Origin of the sequence: Collimonas sp. PA-H2 (assembly GCF_002564105.1) — a bacterium.
GTDB lineage: Bacteria > Pseudomonadota > Gammaproteobacteria > Burkholderiales > Burkholderiaceae_D > Collimonas.
The window spans coordinates 4,756,306-4,772,565 of record NZ_PDBX01000001.1 but is presented as its reverse complement, the minus strand read 5'-3'; the positions used below and the strand labels follow the sequence as shown (position 1 = coordinate 4,772,565).

Genomic DNA, 16,260 nt, shown 5'->3' with positions numbered 1-16,260 from the left:
CGGCTGTTTACAAAGAGTCGGTTGACGGGAAAGCGCCTGCCACGCGCTCGATCTCGGTGGCGGCACGATGGGTTTCGGCGAGGGCGCGCAGCGCTTGCGATTTGGCCTGGAACAGCACGCGCTGGGCATCCAGCACTTCCAGGAAGCTGAACTTGCCGAGTTCAAAGCCCTTGCTTGTAATCTCATAGGTATTTTGTGCGGCCGGCAGGATCTCGCCTTGGAAGGCGGCCACCTGTTGCCGGCCCAGCTTGAGCCGCTCATAGGCGTCGCGCAGCTCGCCATCCAGCTTCAGCTGGGCGCCGCGCAGCTCATCGCGCGCCTTGTCGGCACGCTGCAAGGCTTCCTGCAGATTGCCTTGATTGCGGTCGAACACAGGGATGGGCACCGACAGGCCGAAGATCATCTGGTTTTGCCGGTTTTCTTCTACCCGCTTGCCGCCAATGCTGACGGTGACATCGGGGATGCGGCGGCTGCGTTCAAGCTGGACCAGCGCCTGGCGGCGCTCGACTTCCACCCGAGTCTTCACAAAGGCGGGAGAATTCTGCAAGCGCTCCAGCGCGACTGCCAGATCGGGCAAGGCTGGCAGATCATTGATATGGCCGTCGACTGTAGAAAAGGCCGGCGTCATATCGCCCCAGGTTACCGCCAGCGCCCGCCGCGCGATATTCAGGCTGCTGTTCGCTTGCTGCAGTTCCACCCGCACACCCGCCTCGGCGACACGTGCCTTGGTGGCTTCGATCGGCGCTACCTTGCCGGCAGCGACGCGCTTGGCCGCAATTTCGCTCGCGCGTTGGGCCAGTTGCAAGGAATTTTGCAGCAGTTGCAGGTTCTCCTGCGCTTCCAGCGCAGCAAAATAAGCGCCTACCACAGCGCCCCGGACATCGGCGCGCTTGGTCAGATAATCGGCTTGCGCCGCGTCACGACCCTTTTCAGCCGCCTTGATGCGGGCGTCGCGCTTGCCGCCGAGTTCCAAGGTCTGGTTCAGCTGTACGGTGCTGGTCCTGGTCGCCTTGCGGGTATCTTCCAGCAAGGCCGAGACTTGTGGGTTGGGTCTGGCGCCGGCTTGCAGAATCGACGCCTCGACCGCCTTTACTTCCAGCGCCGCTGCTGCCAGTTCGGGGTTGCTCTTGAAAGCCTGCCGCAACGCTTGCTGCAGCGTCAGCGGTCCCGCCAGTTCTTCGCTGCCAAGGCGCGGCAGCTTGTAGTTGATAACTGGCTGCGGCTCAGCTATCGGCGCCGATGCTGGCACAGCATCCTGCGCCAATGACGATTGGCATACCAATACCGCGAAACCGAGCGGCAAGAAAAACTTGTGCATAGCCTACTCCAAAAAAAGCCGGGATGGCTCGGACTGCATGGCGTGACTGGTTTGCGCCGCGCCATGGAATCCGCTTCATCAACCAGCCCCCTGAGTAAATCGGATCAATCCAAGACGCTGGAAAGCTGGTTATCGGATACGCCGCTCAGGCGCCCGAGTGAATTGTCTTTTTCGGGCCGTCATCTTTATGGTCGTGCGCAGAAGACTTCACCTGCTTGCCGTCCGCCTGGACTTGTTTTTTGTCCGTGCGGTTTTTTGTGTCTGCGCTTGCATTCTGGACGACTGCTCCCGCCGGCTTTTCAGCTACCGTGGCTTGCGCCATCGCGATACCCGAAGCAGACAACAGTGCGACGATGGAAAATAGTTGTTTAGCGTTCATATCAATCTCCAAAAATTAAAGGGTTTCAACGACCAGCCCTTGTCTGGGCCACATCGTTGAAGCAAAGTGTAGAAAGAAGACGGAAACGGGATGGTGACGGCGGGATTACGGTTTTGTAATCCACCGCCAAGGCTTTATGGAAGATAATCAGGGTTCAACCCGGACAACAGAAGGATGAAACATGCGTATCCTGCTGGTAGAAGATGAACCAAAAGCTGGCGAATACCTGCGCAAAGGATTGACCGAATCCGGTTACGTGGTCGACTGGGTGCAGACCGGCGCCGACGGCCTGCATTGCGCCACCACGGAAGGCTACGACCTGATCGTGCTGGACGTCATGCTGCCCGGCATGGACGGCTGGCAGGTGATCCGCGAATTGCGCAAGAGCCATGAAACACCAGTACTTTTTTTAACCGCACGCGACGAAGTCGACGACCGCATCAAGGGCCTGGAACTAGGCGCGGACGATTACCTGGTCAAGCCCTTTGCTTTTGCCGAACTGGTGGCCCGCATCCGCACGCTGCTGCGGCGCGGTCCGATCCGCGAATCGGACACGCTGCAGATCGCCGACATGGAAATCGACGTCATGAAACGCCGCGTCACCCGCAATGGCGAACGGATCGACCTCACCACCAAGGAATTTTCCTTGCTGTATCTGATGGCCAAGCGCCAGACCGAGGTTTTGTCGCGCTCGCTGATTGCCTCGCAGGTCTGGGACATGAATTTCGACAGCGACACCAACGTGGTCGATGTCGCCATCCGCCGCCTGCGCATCAAGATCGACGAACCCTACGCCCGCCCCCTGATACATACCGTGCGCGGCATGGGCTACGTGCTGGAGGACCGCGCTTGAAACCATCGGCGCCGCGCTCGCTGACGGTACGCCTGGCGCTGTTGTTTGCGCTGGCGACCTTGCTCACGTTCACCCTGGTCGGCAGCTATCTGTACTATTCGCTGGCGCGCCAGCTGGAGAGCCATGACGACCAGGAATTGCTGGGCAAGATCCAGCTGATGCGGCACCTGGTCGGCAAGGCCGGTTCGGCGCAGGCGATCCGCGACGATCCGCACCTGTTCATGGATGCCGCACTCGGCCACAACGACCTGCTATTGATACTGCGCAGCGCGGACGGTACGCCGCTGCTCGATACGCAACCCGCCGCCGGCAGCCTGCCAGCCCTGCCGCTCAGCGCCATCGATCAGATTCCGGATCTGCAAGCCAGGAAGAACCTGCGCACCTCCGCCGGCATGCCGGTGCGCGCCACGGCGCTGTGGGGCAAGATCGACCGCAGCGGCGAGCAGGTGCAAATCATTGTCGCTCACAATGTCAGCGACAGTCTGATCATGCTGGACAGCTATCGCAAGCAGATTATCGGGGCGGCATTGTGCGGCGCCCTGCTGGCGGCTTTGCTGGGATATGTGCTGGTGCGTCGTGGCTTGCGCACTACCCGCTTGATCGCCCAGCAGGCGCATTCGATCACCGCCCAGCACCTTGACCGCAGCCTCGACGTCGCCAGCGCGCCGTACGAATTGCAGCAGCTGGTGGTAGCTTTCAACGGCATGCTGGACCGCCTGCACGATAGCTTTCAGCGGCTGTCGCAGTTTTCCGCCGACCTGGCGCACGACTTGCGTACGCCTATCAACAACCTGATGGTGCAAACCCAGGTGGCGCTGGCGCAGCCCAGAAACGCGGAAGAATACCAGGGACTGCTGGTATCCAATGTTGAAGAATACGAGCGGCTGGCGCGCATGCTGGACAATATGCTGTTCCTGGCGCGTGCCGACAATGCGCATGTAGCGGCCACCTGCGAGCAGCTCGACTGCCGCCGGGAATTGCAACGCATCGCCGATTATTTTGAAGGCGTGGCAGACGACAGCGGTGTGCGCCTAAGTATTGCGGCAACCGGCACAGTGCATGCGGATCCGATGCTGCTGCGGCGCGCCATCGGCAATCTGGTCGCCAACGCGATCCGCTACACGGCGGCGGGCCAGGCCATCCTCCTGGAAGCGCAGCCGCAAGCCCACGGCACCAGCATCCGGATCGGCAATCCGGGAACGCAGATTGCCGAGTCCGCCATTCCGCGCCTGTTTGACCGCTTCTACCGCGCCGACCCTGCCCGCAGCGATTCGGCCTCTTCGGCCGGCCTCGGCCTGGCCATCGTGCAATCGATCATGAAACTGCATGGTGGCCGGGTTGAACTCAGCCGCTCAGCTGACCAGTTGACCGTGTTTACGCTGTACTTCCCGAACCCTGGGGCATAAAAAAACCACGCAAGAACGATTGCGTGGTTTTTATTCTGTCCCGGCCTCGGGTCCGGTTTGCTTTACTTGCGCAGCACCAGAGTCGTCGGCAGGCTATGCAGGTAGGCTGCAATGTCTTGCACATCCTGATGCGACAAGGCCTTGGCCTGGCCGCTCATGATGGCGTTGCTGCGGCCGTTGGGGCCATCGCTGCCGCGCTGATAAGCGATCAAGGCGTGCTGCAGGTAATCCTGAGGCTGGCCGGCCAGCTTGGGATAGCTGGGATCGATCGGGCTGTGGAAATCGGCGCCGTGACAGGAGGCGCAGGCATATTTTTTCGTCGCCGCTTCGCCGGCTGCGATATTGCCGGCAGCATGGGCACTCACGAACGCACTGGTGGAAAGCAGGAACGCCACGCCAGCAAGAGTCTTTTTCATTGTGTGGGTCCCTTATTTTTGCTGCGAATAGTAAGCTGCAATATCCGCCATGTCCTGGTCGGACAGGCTGGCCGCGATACCACGCATGGTCGGCATCTTGCGGTCGCCCTTTTTATAAGCGATCAGTGCATTTTCAATGTATTTCGCCGACTGCCCGCCTAGCATGGGCACTTGATAGACTTCCGGGAAGGTGGCCTTATAGCCGGGAATGCCATGGCAGCCGATACACATCGATATCTTGTTTTCCGCTGCCTTAGCATTGCCGACCACATCCGCTGCCGCGGCCATGTTGGCAAGACCCGCAAGCGCGAGAAGTGCAATTAGTTTTTTCATAGTAGCTGGGTAATTGTAGCGAAAACGTTTATTCGAAACTGCCACGAATACTGCCTCAAATGCCAGGAGATATACAGCGCAAGCAAGGCATATAAGGCCTATGCCGCGTCGCATATACTGCGCAGGCAAGGAATAAGGTAGCCCTGCCTGACGCCGACCGCCGTCGCCACCCTATACCAAAACCGGCTAATTTTACCCCAAGAAACATGCATAGTCCACGCCCGCCGATGCTAACCAGGCAGCATCGGCGGAGCAACCTCTGCCCCTGCCTGAAACCCCGTGTTTCGATGGAATTGCCGGCTTTTGGCGGAAGTTGTCCGCTACCGGCTCTTTTGGCAGCGAGTAGGCAAGTAAGCCATGTCAGCCGTGACGGCTGCCGGGATGCCTGTCCGGTGGCGTCGAATCCGACGACTGCCCCGCACCCGCCTGCTGCGTATCGCCAGAAGTCGTATCGGCGGCATCCGATTCTGCCTGCGCCCCTGGTTTGGCTGCAGCCATGGCCGCTTCAGGGAACAGGAAGGAACGCGGCGAGGCGCTGAAACGGCGCAGCACCGCCCGGAACACCAGCCGCCTGATACGCGCCGGCACGTCGCGCGCGCGCAAGGCGAGGGTCAGCGCGCAGGCAAATGAGACGCCGACATTCAAGATGCCGATACTGGCAATCCCGGCCACCGCCAGCCAGAACTGCGGCGCCGCCAGCGCTTCCCAGCCAAGGCTGCTGGCGGCGGCGGTCAGGCTGCCGGTGGCCAGCGTCACGTGCCGCACATCCAGCGGCAGACCGAAGAACTGCGCCAGCACCGGCGTCATCCCCAGCAGCAAGCCGAGCGAGACGTTGCCGGCAATCTGCGCCACATTGCGGTCCAGCCAGCCGGCCCAGCGCTCCGCCCGCATCGCGCCCAGCACGTACACCAGGCGACGCTGGTGCGCCAGCGCTTCGCGCAGGCGGCGCAAGGCAAACCAGTTGTCGGCAAAGCCGGAGGCCAGGCTCGACAGCCATAGCAGGATGCCGGTGAAGGCGGCAAACAGGGGCGTCGGCCCGATCACCGACAAGCTGTGCAGGCTGGCGTGGGCATGTTCCGCCGTCATCATGGGAGCATCGGTGGTCAGCAGGATGAGGCCGGATATCAGCAGCATCACCGGAATCACGCCCATCAGGTTGCCGAATACGGCCGCCGCCTGCGAGCGCAGCAGCTGGGCGATTTCGGTCAGCAAGGCACGCAGGCCTTCGACCGTATCCAGCTGCCCCATCTTGGAAGCCAGCACCGGCGCCGTCACCGCCGGCTGCTTGGTTGCCAGGACGCCGCCGACGGCGGAAATCGCCATGAAGCTGACAGCATAATTCAGCGACGCAAAAATACCCTCGAAAAAACGGGCGGCGCCGAGCGCTGTCACCATGGATTTGCCGAGCACGGTAAAGGCCGTGATGACGCCGCCGCGGCCGGCGGCTTTCAGCATCGCCCGATATTCCTTGCTGTCGCGCGCGATGTAGTGCTCGCCGTGGTCGGCATTGCGTTCGACCATCTTGCGCGCCAGCAGAGAGAAGCTGCGCTGCACCAAACCGCGCGCCGAAGAACGCTGGTGATGCGCTGCTATCAGGTCGCCCAGCAAGGCCTGAACCTGGCCTGCGCCCTGGCCGTCCTGCTGGCCGCCGTTGCCGTTGTTGTAGATCATGGAACGCAGATCGGTCAGCAGCGCCATGCGCGTCAGCTGGGCGCGCATGCGCTCGACCCGGTAGACCAGGCTGACCGACACCCCGTGTTCGTCCAGGTGGGCGTAGATGCGATCGGTCTGCGCCTGGCAGACGGCGATCAGCATGCGCACGCTGCGCAAGGCCGCCTCATCGCGCGGATTGACGTACAAATAGGTTTCCAGCTCGCGCCGCAACACCATGAACGGCGTCGCCTGCAGCGGCATCTTGGGATCCAGCTTCTGCCGGAACGCCTTGCTGATGCCGTCCGCCAGCACCATGGTGGCGAGATAGATCAACGCTTCATCGATCTGCTGCTGGTAGCTATGGGCGATACCGTCGTCGGCCATCAGCTTCCACAGTTGCGCCACGCTGTGGCGGTCCAGCGCCAGCAACCAGTCGGCATCTTCCGCGGTCGGAAACAGCACGGTAAAAAGTGCCGACAAGTCCGCCTCGAACGGCGGTTTCGGCAATGCCAGCTTGACGATATGCTCGGACAGTTCGCTGAAGAATGCAGGCTCGTGCGGCAGGCCGGTGGCGCAAAACAGCTCAGGCCCGGCAGCTTCGCGCAAGGTTTTCTGCAAGGTCGCCTGTACTACCCGGCGCAGGTCGCGGTTGCTGTCCAGCCATTGCAGCAGGAAATGCAGGCGCTCCCGTCTGAAGCGCAGCCTGTCGTCGTCGTCCAGCATGGATACCTTGGGTACATGGCGCAGCCAGTGGACCACGTCGATGATCCAGTCGGCGCGTTCCTGCCAGGCGGAAAAGGGATTGGCGCGACGCATCAAAGCATCGACTTGCCGGGTGTAGTGCTGACTATCTGCCTGGTGCTGCTCGCCGTGTCGAAACCGGCGCCACATCACTCGCAGGCGGAGAAGGAGAAATTTCATTGCCTATCGCTTATTGGCTATCTAGGTGACGGTGGAAACATGTTGCCTGATTACCATGGCAACTCGATGCTGAGTTGGGAGCCGTCGGGGCCAGCCAATTGGCCATCTCGTTTATACTCGCCTTTATTTGCTTACAAATGACTATCCACATATGCGACCCGAGACACGTTTTGAAAGTTCCGCCAGTTACGTTGCCACCGACGACCTGAAACTAGCCGTTAACGCTGCGCTGACGCTGCAAAGGCCGCTACTGATCAAGGGCGAGCCAGGCACCGGCAAAACCATGCTGGCGGAAGAAGTAGCCGCCGCGCTCGACATGCCTTTGATGCAATGGCATATCAAATCGACCACGAAAGCCCAGCAAGGACTGTACGAGTACGATGCCGTGTCGCGCCTGCGCGATTCCCAGCTGGGCGACGCCAGGGTCAAGGACATCCACAACTACATCGTCAAGGGCGTCCTGTGGCAAGCGTTCAACGCGGACGAACAAGTGGTGCTGCTGATTGATGAGATAGACAAAGCGGACATCGAGTTCCCCAACGATTTGTTGCGCGAACTCGACCGCATGGAATTTTACGTCTACGAAACGCGTGAAATGGTGCGCGCCAAGCATCGCCCGCTGGTGATCATCACCTCCAATAATGAAAAGGAATTGCCGGACGCCTTCCTGCGCCGCTGCTTTTTCCATTACATCAAGTTCCCTGACAAGGCGACCATGCAGGAGATCGTCAACGTGCACTTCCCGCATCTGAAAAAGGACTTGCTGGCGCAAGCGCTGGAAACCTTTTATCAGGTGCGCGATGTGGCCGGCCTGAAAAAGAAGCCATCGACCTCCGAACTGCTGGACTGGCTCAAGCTGCTGCTGGCGGAAGACATCCCGCCGGAAGCGCTGCACAGCAGCGACGCCAAGGCCGTGGTGCCGCCCTTGCACGGCGCCTTGCTGAAAAACGAACAAGATGTGCATCTGTTCGAGCGCCTGGTTTTCATGGCAAGAAAGAACCGGTAATCGGATAGATAAACGCGAACAACCAACATGCTGATCGATTTCTTCTTCACCTTGAAAGACGCCAGAATCCCGGTGTCGATCAAGGAATTCCTGATCCTTCTGGAAGCACTGCAAAAGAAGGTCATTTCACCGACGCTGGATAATTTCTATTATCTGGCGCGCACCACGCTGGTCAAGGACGAGGCCCACTTCGACAAGTTCGACCAGGCTTTCGGCCGTTATTTCAAAGGCATCCAGACCATCTTTGAAAAGAACGCCGAAATCCCACTGGACTGGCTGATGCAACGCATGAAGCGCGAATTGTCGCCGGAACAGCTGGCGCAGCTGGAAAAATTCGGCTACGACAAGCTGATGGAGCTCCTGAAAGAATTATTGGAAGAGCAAAAAGGCCGGCACGAAGGCGGCAACAAATGGATAGGCACCGGCGGCACATCGCCATTCGGCCACGGCGGCAGCAATCCCGAAGGGATCCGCATCGGCGGCAGCGGCGGCAACCGCACCGCGGTCAAGGTGTGGGATGCGCGCGCCTATCGCGACTATGACGATGAGCGCGAACTGGGCACGCGCAACATCAAGGTCGCCCTGCGCCGCCTGCGCAAGTTTGCGCGCGAAGGCATCGCCGAAGAACTGGCGCTGGACGACACCATCCGCGCCACCGCCAACAACGCCGGCTACCTCGACATCAAGATGCGGCCGGAGCGCAAGAACAACATCAAGGTGCTGATGCTGCTGGATGTCGGCGGCACCATGGACGACCATATCGCCCGCACCGAAGAATTGTTCAGCGCGGCCAAGACCGAATTCAAGAACATGGAATTCTTCTATTTCCACAATTGCGTTTATGACTACGTGTGGAAAAACAATCAGCGCCGCCATGCCGAACGTTTCCCGACCTGGGACATCTTGCGCAAGTACACGCCGGACACCAAGCTGATCTTTGTCGGCGACGCCACCATGAGTCCTTACGAAATCCTGCAACCCGGCGGCTCGGTCGAATACAACAACGAGGAAGCCGGCGCCGAATGGCTGCAGCGCTTTACCCGGGCCTTCCCCAAGTTCATCTGGCTCAATCCCGAGCCTGAAGGCTTGTGGCAATACCGGCAGTCGGTGGAAGTGATCCGGCAGTTGATGAGCAACCGCATGTTTCCGGTGACCATGGACGGCCTGGAACGCGGCATGCGCCTGTTAAGCAAATGAGCAGATGAAAATCGCCGTGCCGGCGGTTTTCCTTGTGCCGGCTCTTAAACCCTGTCCCGCATCGACAGGAACTTGCCCAGCGCCAGCAAGATTTGCGGCTGTTCCAGGTGGCGATCAAGAAAGCCGTCGCAACCGGCCTGGCTGGCCCGCGCCTGATCGTAGGCGAAGTCTTTATCGCTCAGAAAAACCACGGCTATCCGCGTATTCTCATGCTGACGCTTGATCGTGCTGCACAGCTCGTAGGGATCGATCTGCGCCAGCCTGGGGTTGATCAGCACTACGGAAATGCTGAGCCGCGTGTAAACCTCCGCCGCGGCATCCAGGCTGCCGGCCCACTCCACCGGCACCACGTGATGCGCCATGGCCATCGCCAGATCGTCGCGAAAGGTCGATTGATTATCGATCACCAGGATGCGGTCGCTTTGCGGCGCCTTGTTGCGCATGCGCTCGTATTCCTGCGGATCGGTCAGGTCGAGGTCGAGCCGTTCGCGCCGGCGCCGCTCAGGCACGTTGTTCACCAGCGCGGCATCGGCGGGATTCTGCTTGGCCAGCATGATCAGGCGCCGCTCCATCAGGGTGTCCAGCGCATCGAACAGCTTGAGCCAGCGGATCGGCCGCTCGACATTGGAAAACGGCAGATCCACATGCGGCGTGCCGACCAGCAGCGCCGGCCGTAGATTGTTCGGTTCCATGTCGGCCAGCATCGCCAGCGCTTTCAGATCGTCGGAATTGACCAGGTACAGGTCCGGCTCCTGCAAGCTGTCGGCGAATAAGCGAAAATACTGCTTCTGGCGATTTTGCTCGACCGAGAATGTGGCATCGAAAATATTAATTTCGCGCGCAGAAAATCCGATGAAACGAATGGCGAATGGTGCGTTATGATTTTTCATTTTTGTATGCCCCTGTTGCGCGAATCACGACAAACCATCATAGCAGCGTCTTTATTTAGCTTTTATTTTTATCAACATACTGTGCAAAAACAACAACATCTTATTGCCAGATCCCAACAAAATTGGCGCTAAACCCAGGCACGAGACCTCTATCTGGTTGCCGCGGGATGGTGCACGACAGCATGCAACTCCCATGCCGGACCACTCATACGTTTATTGCAAGCGCACATTGTGCCCACCCTGGCTGCTTTTTCATTAGAATGCGGTCAGGATATTAACCAGCAATTCCGAATTTAGTTGCAAATTAACAATATTTCACATTTACCTGAACCGACTGAATGGCAACCAAAAAATCACCGCAATCTGACTACAGCGAATCATCGATCCGTGTACTGAAGGGCCTGGAGCCGGTCAAGCAACGCCCGGGCATGTACACCCGCACCGAAAATCCGCTGCATATCATTCAGGAAGTGATCGACAATGCCTCGGACGAAGCGCTCGGCGGATATTGCAAGAATATCCTGGTGACCCTGAATGCCGACGGCAGCGTCAGCGTCGAGGATGACGGCCGGGGCATCCCGGTCGGCATGCATCCGGAAGAAAAAGTGCCGACGGTGGAAATCGTGTTCACCCGCCTGCACGCCGGCGGCAAGTTCGACAAGGGCAGCGGCGGCGCCTACTCCTTTTCCGGCGGCCTGCATGGCGTCGGCGTCTCGGTCACCAACGCCCTCTCCTCGCGCTTGGAAATTACGGTGTGGCGCGAAGCGGGCGTGCATCACATGGTATTTGCCGATGGCGACGTGATTGAGAAGCTCAAGTCGCGCCCGCTCGGCCGCGACGACAAGAAATCCGGCACCCGCGTCACCGCCTGGCCGAATCCTAAATACTTCGATTCGCCGGCCATCTCGCAACCAGAACTGCAGCGCCTGCTGCGCTCCAAGGCAGTGCTGCTGCCCGGCGTCAAGGTGACGCTGCTGAACGCCAAGACAGGCGACAGCCAGACCTGGCAATACGACCAGGGCTTGCGCGGCTACCTGATGGAATCGCTGGCGCAATCCTCGAATGCCGAGCCGCTGATCCCGCTGTTCGAAGGCGAGCAATACGCCAATGCCGACGCCGAAGGATTCGCCGAGGGCGAAGGCGCGGCATGGGTGGTGGCCTGGACCGAAGACGGCGCCATCGTGCGCGAATCCTATGTCAACCTGATCCCTACCTCGGCCGGCGGCACCCATGAATCGGGCTTGCGCGAAGGCTTGTTCGGCGCCGTCAAGAGCTTCGTCGAAATGCACTCGCTGCTGCCCAAGGGCGTCAAGCTGTTGCCGGAAGACGTGTTTGCGCGCGTCTCCTTTGTCTTGTCGGCCAAGGTGCTGGACCCGCAGTTCCAGGGCCAGATCAAGGAACGCCTGAATTCTCGCGATGCAGTGCGGCTGGTCTCGACCTATACCCGGCCGGCGCTGGAACTGTGGCTGAACCAGCACGTTGAGTACGGCAAGAAGCTGGCCGACCTGGTCATCAAACAGGCTCAGAACCGCCTGCGCTCAGCGCAAAAAGTCGAAAAGAAGAAATCTTCCGGCGTCGCCGTGTTGCCAGGCAAACTGACCGATTGCGAATCCAGCGATATCACCCGCAATGAACTGTTCCTGGTTGAGGGCGATTCCGCCGGCGGCTCGGCGAAAATGGGCCGCGACAAGGAATTCCAGGCGATCCTGCCTTTACGCGGCAAGGTCCTCAACTCTTGGGAAACCGAACGCGACCGCTTGTTCGCCAATAATGAAATCCACGACATCGCCGTCGCCATCGGCGTCGACCCGCACGGCAAAACCGACACCATCGATTTCAGCGGTCTGCGCTACGGCAAGATCTGCATCCTATCAGATGCGGATGTCGACGGCTCACACATCCAGGTGCTGCTGCTGACCCTGTTCTTCCGCCATTTCCCGCAATTGATCGACCGCGGCAACATTTGCATCGCGCGGCCGCCGCTGTACCGGGTCGATGCCCCGGCACGCGGCAAGAAGCCGGCGCAAAAGATCTACGCCCTGGATGACGGCGAACTGGAAGCCATCGAAGATAAATTGCGCAAGGATGGCGTCAAGGACACGGCCTGGTCGATCTCGCGCTTCAAAGGCCTGGGCGAGATGAACGCCGAGCAGCTGTGGGAAACCACAATGAATCCGGATACCCGCCGCCTGCTGCCGGTTTCGCTCGGCAATTTCGACCTGGAAGCATCGGAAAACCGCTTCAACATGCTGATGGGCAAAGGCGAAGCGGCAGCCCGGCGCGCCTGGATTGAAGAACACGGGAATGAGGCCGAGGCAGATATCTGAGTACGGCCCAAGATAAGCTACGGATTACGGATGTCAGGGGATGGCAAAATTAGTAACAATTTTACCGTCAGCCATCCGTAACGGCGAAACGTATTATCATGAGCACTGTTTTGAGATTCATTAGCCATGACCCGGCACACCGGGTCGCCAGCGCTCAACCGATCTTCCATGTAGTCGCGTCCCTGCAGCAGCATGGGCAGCCACCTTGTCCATGCGCGTGAGTTTGACCGCAGTTCACACTTGAACTTGCCAACACAAAGGATATTGCTTTTAATGAAACGCCGTAATGCCATACGCCCGAAGCTTGGCCAGCAGTAATAGATGAATCTGCTTCGCCATTGTTTGGGCCGACTCCTCGCAGCCACTTTGCTGACGTGCGCACTGCTGACCACGGTCACCAGTGCGCGCGCGGATATCTTCGGCTATATCGATGCCGAGGGCATGGGCCATTTTTCAACTGAAAAACTGGATGAGCGCTATCAGCTATTCATGCACGGCGACGGCGCTTTCGATTCCTCCCAGTTCACCAGCAAGAGCCAGAAGCCGCTCAATCCGGCGGTGCGCGACAGCGCTCTGTTCCGCTATCTGTCACAGCATCCCAATCTGAAAAAATACGAACCGCTGGTGAACCAGGCAGCGCAAGAGTTTGCGCTCGATCCCGCCTTGCTGAAGGCGGTGATGGCAGCCGAGTCTGGATTCAACCCCGGCGCCGTATCTCCCAAGGGCGCAATCGGCCTGATGCAGATCATGCCGGCTACCGCCGAACGCTACGGCCTGACCGGCGACAAGAAAAAGCCGATTGAGCAGAAACTCACCGATCCACGCACCAATATCCGCCTGGGCGCGCGCTATCTGCGCGACCTGCTCAAGCTCTATCCGGCCCAGCAGGAGCTGGTCATCGCCTCTTATAACGCCGGCGAAGGCGCGGTGCAAAAGTACAAAAACCAGGTGCCGCCCTATCCGGAAACTCGCAATTACGTGCAGCTGGTGCGGCAGTTTTATCAGCTGTACCAGCCAGCCCTGGCCAAATCGGGCGGCAATGGCGGCAACGGCCTGAAACGTATCCAGCTGGTGATTCCCGGCCGCCGCAGCATGCCGGCCGACATCGCGCCGGCGCCGGTTGCCGGCCTGATTCAGCCAGCCGCGGCACTGCCGGCGGCGACAACCCCTTTAATCGAATAACTGCCCGAATAATAGCCCGAATCATTTACGACTCTCCATGACCGACCAAAACGATCTGTTTGCCGCACCAGATGCACCAACTCCGGACGCTGAATCTTTAACCCTTGCCACCTTTGCCGAGCGCGCCTATCTCGACTACGCCATTTCGGTAGTCAAGGGCCGCGCCTTGCCGGACGTCTCCGACGGCCAGAAACCGGTTCAGCGCCGCATCCTGTACGCGATGAGCGAACTCGGCCTGAACGCCGCCGCCAAGCCGCGCAAGTCGGCGCTGGTGGTGGGTGACGTGCTGGGTAAGCTGCATCCGCATGGCGACCAGTCAGTCTATGACGCGCTGGTGCGCATGACCCAGGACTTCTCGCTGCGCTACCCGCTGGTCGACGGCCAGGGTAATTTCGGCTCGCGCGATGGCGACGGCGCTGCGGCAATGCGTTACACCGAAGCCCGCCTGACGCCGATCGCCCGGCTGCTGCTGGAAGAAATCGACATGGGCACGGTCGATTTCCAGCCTAACTACGACGGCTCCACCGAAGAACCGAAACTGCTGCCGGCACGCCTGCCCTTCGTCCTGCTGAACGGCGCCTCCGGTATTGCGGTGGGCTTGGCCACTGAAATTCCATCGCACAATTTGCAGGAAGTTGCCAAGGCGGCGGTTGCCCTGATCCGCAATCCGGCACTGAATCACGCCGAACTGATGCTAATCATCCCAGGCCCGGACTTTCCGGGCGGCGGCCAGATCATCACCTCTGCGACGGCGATTTCCGAGATGTACGAAAGCGGCCGCGGCAGCCTGAAAGTGCGCGCCACCTGGAAAATCGAAGACTTGGCGCGCGGCCAGTGGCAGGCAGTCGTCACCGAATTGCCGCCGGGCGCGTCGTCGCAAAAGATCCTGGAAGAAATCGAGGAACTGACCAATCCGAAAATCAAGCTCGGCAAAAAAACCCTGACGCCGGACCAGATCGCACTCAAGACTTCCATCCTGTCGGTGCTGGATACGGTGCGCGACGAATCGGGCCGTGACGCGCCGGTACGGCTGGTGTTTGAACCGAAATCGAAGAACCTGGACCAGACCGAATTCACCAACATGCTGTTGGCGCACACGTCGCTAGAGAGCAGCGCCTCGATCAACCTGGTGATGATAGGCGGCGATGGCCGGCCGCGCCAGAAGGGTCTGGGCATGATCTTGCGCGAGTGGATCAGCTTCCGCTTCACTACTGTAACGCGGCGCTCGCAATTCAAGCTGCAGAAGATCGACGACCGTATCCATATCCTGGAGGGCCGCGAAGCGATCCTGCTGAATATCGACAAGGTGATCAAGCTGATCCGCGAATCGGATGAGCCGAAGCCGGCGCTGATCGCCGCCTTCAACCTGTCCGACCGCCAGGCTGAAGACATCCTTGAAATCCGCCTGCGCCAGCTGGCGCGCCTGGAGTCGATCAAGATCCAGCAAGAGCTGGCCGAACTGCGCAGCGAAAAAGCCACGCTGCAAGACCTGCTCGACAATCCGGCATCGATGAAGCGCCTGATCATCAAGGAAATCGAAGGCGACCAGAAACAGTTCGGCGATGCCCGCCGCACCCTGATCGAGGCCGCCGAAAAGGCGGTGGTGGAAACCAAGATTATCGACGAGCCGGTGACCGTCATCATTTCGCAAAAGGGCTGGGTACGAGCACGCACCGGCCATGGCCATGACGCCGGCCAGTTCGGCTTCAAGGCCGGCGACGCCTTGTACGGCGCATTCGAATGCCGCACCGTCGACAATCTGCTGACCTTCGGTTCCAACGGCCGCATCTATTCGGTGTCGGTGGCGACCTTGCCTAATGCACGCGGCGACGGCGTCCCGATCACTACCCTGATCGACCTCGCCAACGGCAGCAGCATCCTGCACTACTTCGCCGGTCCGCTGGACACCGTTTTGCTGCTGGCTAGCGCCGGCGGTTACGGCTTCACCGCCAAGCTCGGCGACATGCTGAGCCGGGTCAAAGCCGGCAAAGCCTACGTCACGCTGGACGAAGGTGATCTCCCGCTGCCGCCGCAAGCGCTGGGCAGTACGGCCAGCGCGATCGCCTGCCTGTCGGAAAAAGGCCGTTTACTGGTGTTCGGGCTGGATGAATGCAAGTCGCTCAGCAACGGCGGCCGCGGCGTGATCCTGATGGAGCTGGAGGCCAACGAAAAACTACTGGCGGCACAGCCGATCAGCCAGCGCGGCGTACTGGTAACCGGCGTCGGCCGCGGCGGCAAAGCCCAGCAGGTAGCATTGTCGGCATCGGGTCTGGCGCCGCACATCGGCAAGCGGGCGCGCAAAGGGAAAATGCTGGAGTCGAAACTGAAACCGGCAACCCTCACGCCAGTGGCGCCATAGCCCAATCCTGACAAGGCAGC

Annotated in this window: 13 protein-coding genes; 7 read left to right on the top strand and 6 right to left on the bottom strand. The window is 60.0% G+C overall.

What is annotated here, in order from left to right; all coding sequences use genetic code 11:
• Nucleotides 1-7: 7 nt before the first annotated feature.
• Entirely contained in the window at nucleotides 8-1,318 is a 1,311-nt protein-coding gene (locus BCF11_RS21930) for a TolC family protein (protein ID WP_098496621.1), read from the bottom strand.
• A 145-nt stretch (nucleotides 1,319-1,463) separates the two neighbouring features.
• The gene (locus BCF11_RS21925) at nucleotides 1,464-1,697 is read right to left on the bottom strand and encodes a hypothetical protein (RefSeq protein ID WP_098496620.1); all 234 of its coding nucleotides are present in this window, start codon (nucleotides 1,695-1,697) and stop codon (nucleotides 1,464-1,466) included.
• A 181-nt stretch (nucleotides 1,698-1,878) separates the two neighbouring features.
• Here BCF11_RS21925 and BCF11_RS21920 point away from each other — a divergent pair, with 181 nt between their 5' ends.
• Both BCF11_RS21920 and BCF11_RS21915 read left to right on the top strand, forming a co-directional pair.
• Nucleotides 1,879-2,550 (top strand): heavy metal response regulator transcription factor, encoded by a 672-nt coding sequence (locus BCF11_RS21920; protein WP_098496619.1) that lies wholly within the window; start codon nucleotides 1,879-1,881, stop codon nucleotides 2,548-2,550.
• Nucleotides 2,547-3,956, top strand: coding sequence for a heavy metal sensor histidine kinase (locus BCF11_RS21915; RefSeq protein WP_098496618.1), 1,410 nt, complete (start codon nucleotides 2,547-2,549; stop codon nucleotides 3,954-3,956). The genes BCF11_RS21920 and BCF11_RS21915 overlap by 4 nt, the downstream gene beginning before the upstream one ends.
• Before the next feature lie 62 nt (nucleotides 3,957-4,018).
• Here BCF11_RS21915 and BCF11_RS21910 read toward each other — a convergent pair whose 3' ends face one another.
• The 3 genes from BCF11_RS21910 to BCF11_RS21900 all read right to left on the bottom strand — a co-directional run bounded on the left by BCF11_RS21910 (nucleotide 4,019) and on the right by BCF11_RS21900 (nucleotide 7,279).
• Nucleotides 4,019-4,372, bottom strand: coding sequence for a cytochrome c (locus BCF11_RS21910; protein ID WP_098496617.1), 354 nt, complete (start codon nucleotides 4,370-4,372; stop codon nucleotides 4,019-4,021).
• Nucleotides 4,373-4,384: 12 nt separating this feature from the next.
• Nucleotides 4,385-4,705: a cytochrome c gene (locus BCF11_RS21905; RefSeq protein WP_098496616.1), complete on the bottom strand. Its 321-nt coding sequence runs from the start codon at nucleotides 4,703-4,705 to the stop codon at nucleotides 4,385-4,387.
• Nucleotides 4,706-5,065: 360 nt separating this feature from the next.
• Nucleotides 5,066-7,279, bottom strand: a complete 2,214-nt coding sequence (locus BCF11_RS21900) for a site-specific recombinase (protein WP_098496615.1) — start codon at nucleotides 7,277-7,279, stop codon at nucleotides 5,066-5,068.
• A gap of 151 nt (nucleotides 7,280-7,430) precedes the next feature.
• Here BCF11_RS21900 and BCF11_RS21895 point away from each other — a divergent pair, with 151 nt between their 5' ends.
• Both BCF11_RS21895 and BCF11_RS21890 read left to right on the top strand, forming a co-directional pair.
• On the top strand, nucleotides 7,431-8,285 hold the full coding sequence (locus BCF11_RS21895; RefSeq protein ID WP_098496614.1) for a MoxR family ATPase: 855 nt from the start codon (nucleotides 7,431-7,433) through the stop codon (nucleotides 8,283-8,285).
• 27 nt (nucleotides 8,286-8,312) lie between these two features.
• Nucleotides 8,313-9,482 (top strand): VWA domain-containing protein, encoded by a 1,170-nt coding sequence (locus tag BCF11_RS21890; RefSeq protein ID WP_098496613.1) that lies wholly within the window; start codon nucleotides 8,313-8,315, stop codon nucleotides 9,480-9,482.
• A 44-nt stretch (nucleotides 9,483-9,526) separates the two neighbouring features.
• Here the strand turns inward: BCF11_RS21890 and BCF11_RS21885 are convergent, their stop codons facing one another.
• Nucleotides 9,527-10,372: a PleD family two-component system response regulator gene (locus BCF11_RS21885; RefSeq protein WP_098496612.1), complete on the bottom strand. Its 846-nt coding sequence runs from the start codon at nucleotides 10,370-10,372 to the stop codon at nucleotides 9,527-9,529.
• A 338-nt stretch (nucleotides 10,373-10,710) separates the two neighbouring features.
• Here BCF11_RS21885 and BCF11_RS21880 point away from each other — a divergent pair, with 338 nt between their 5' ends.
• The 3 genes from BCF11_RS21880 (at nucleotide 10,711) to parC (ending at nucleotide 16,240) form a co-directional block, all read left to right on the top strand.
• Nucleotides 10,711-12,699 (top strand): DNA topoisomerase IV subunit B, encoded by a 1,989-nt coding sequence (locus tag BCF11_RS21880; protein WP_098496611.1) that lies wholly within the window; start codon nucleotides 10,711-10,713, stop codon nucleotides 12,697-12,699.
• A gap of 321 nt (nucleotides 12,700-13,020) precedes the next feature.
• Complete coding sequence (locus BCF11_RS21875) at nucleotides 13,021-13,881, top strand: lytic transglycosylase domain-containing protein (RefSeq protein WP_098496610.1); 861 nt, start codon at nucleotides 13,021-13,023, stop codon at nucleotides 13,879-13,881.
• 37 nt (nucleotides 13,882-13,918) lie between these two features.
• Nucleotides 13,919-16,240, top strand: coding sequence for a DNA topoisomerase IV subunit A (parC, locus tag BCF11_RS21870; RefSeq protein WP_098496609.1), 2,322 nt, complete (start codon nucleotides 13,919-13,921; stop codon nucleotides 16,238-16,240).
• Nucleotides 16,241-16,260 lie beyond the last annotated feature (20 nt).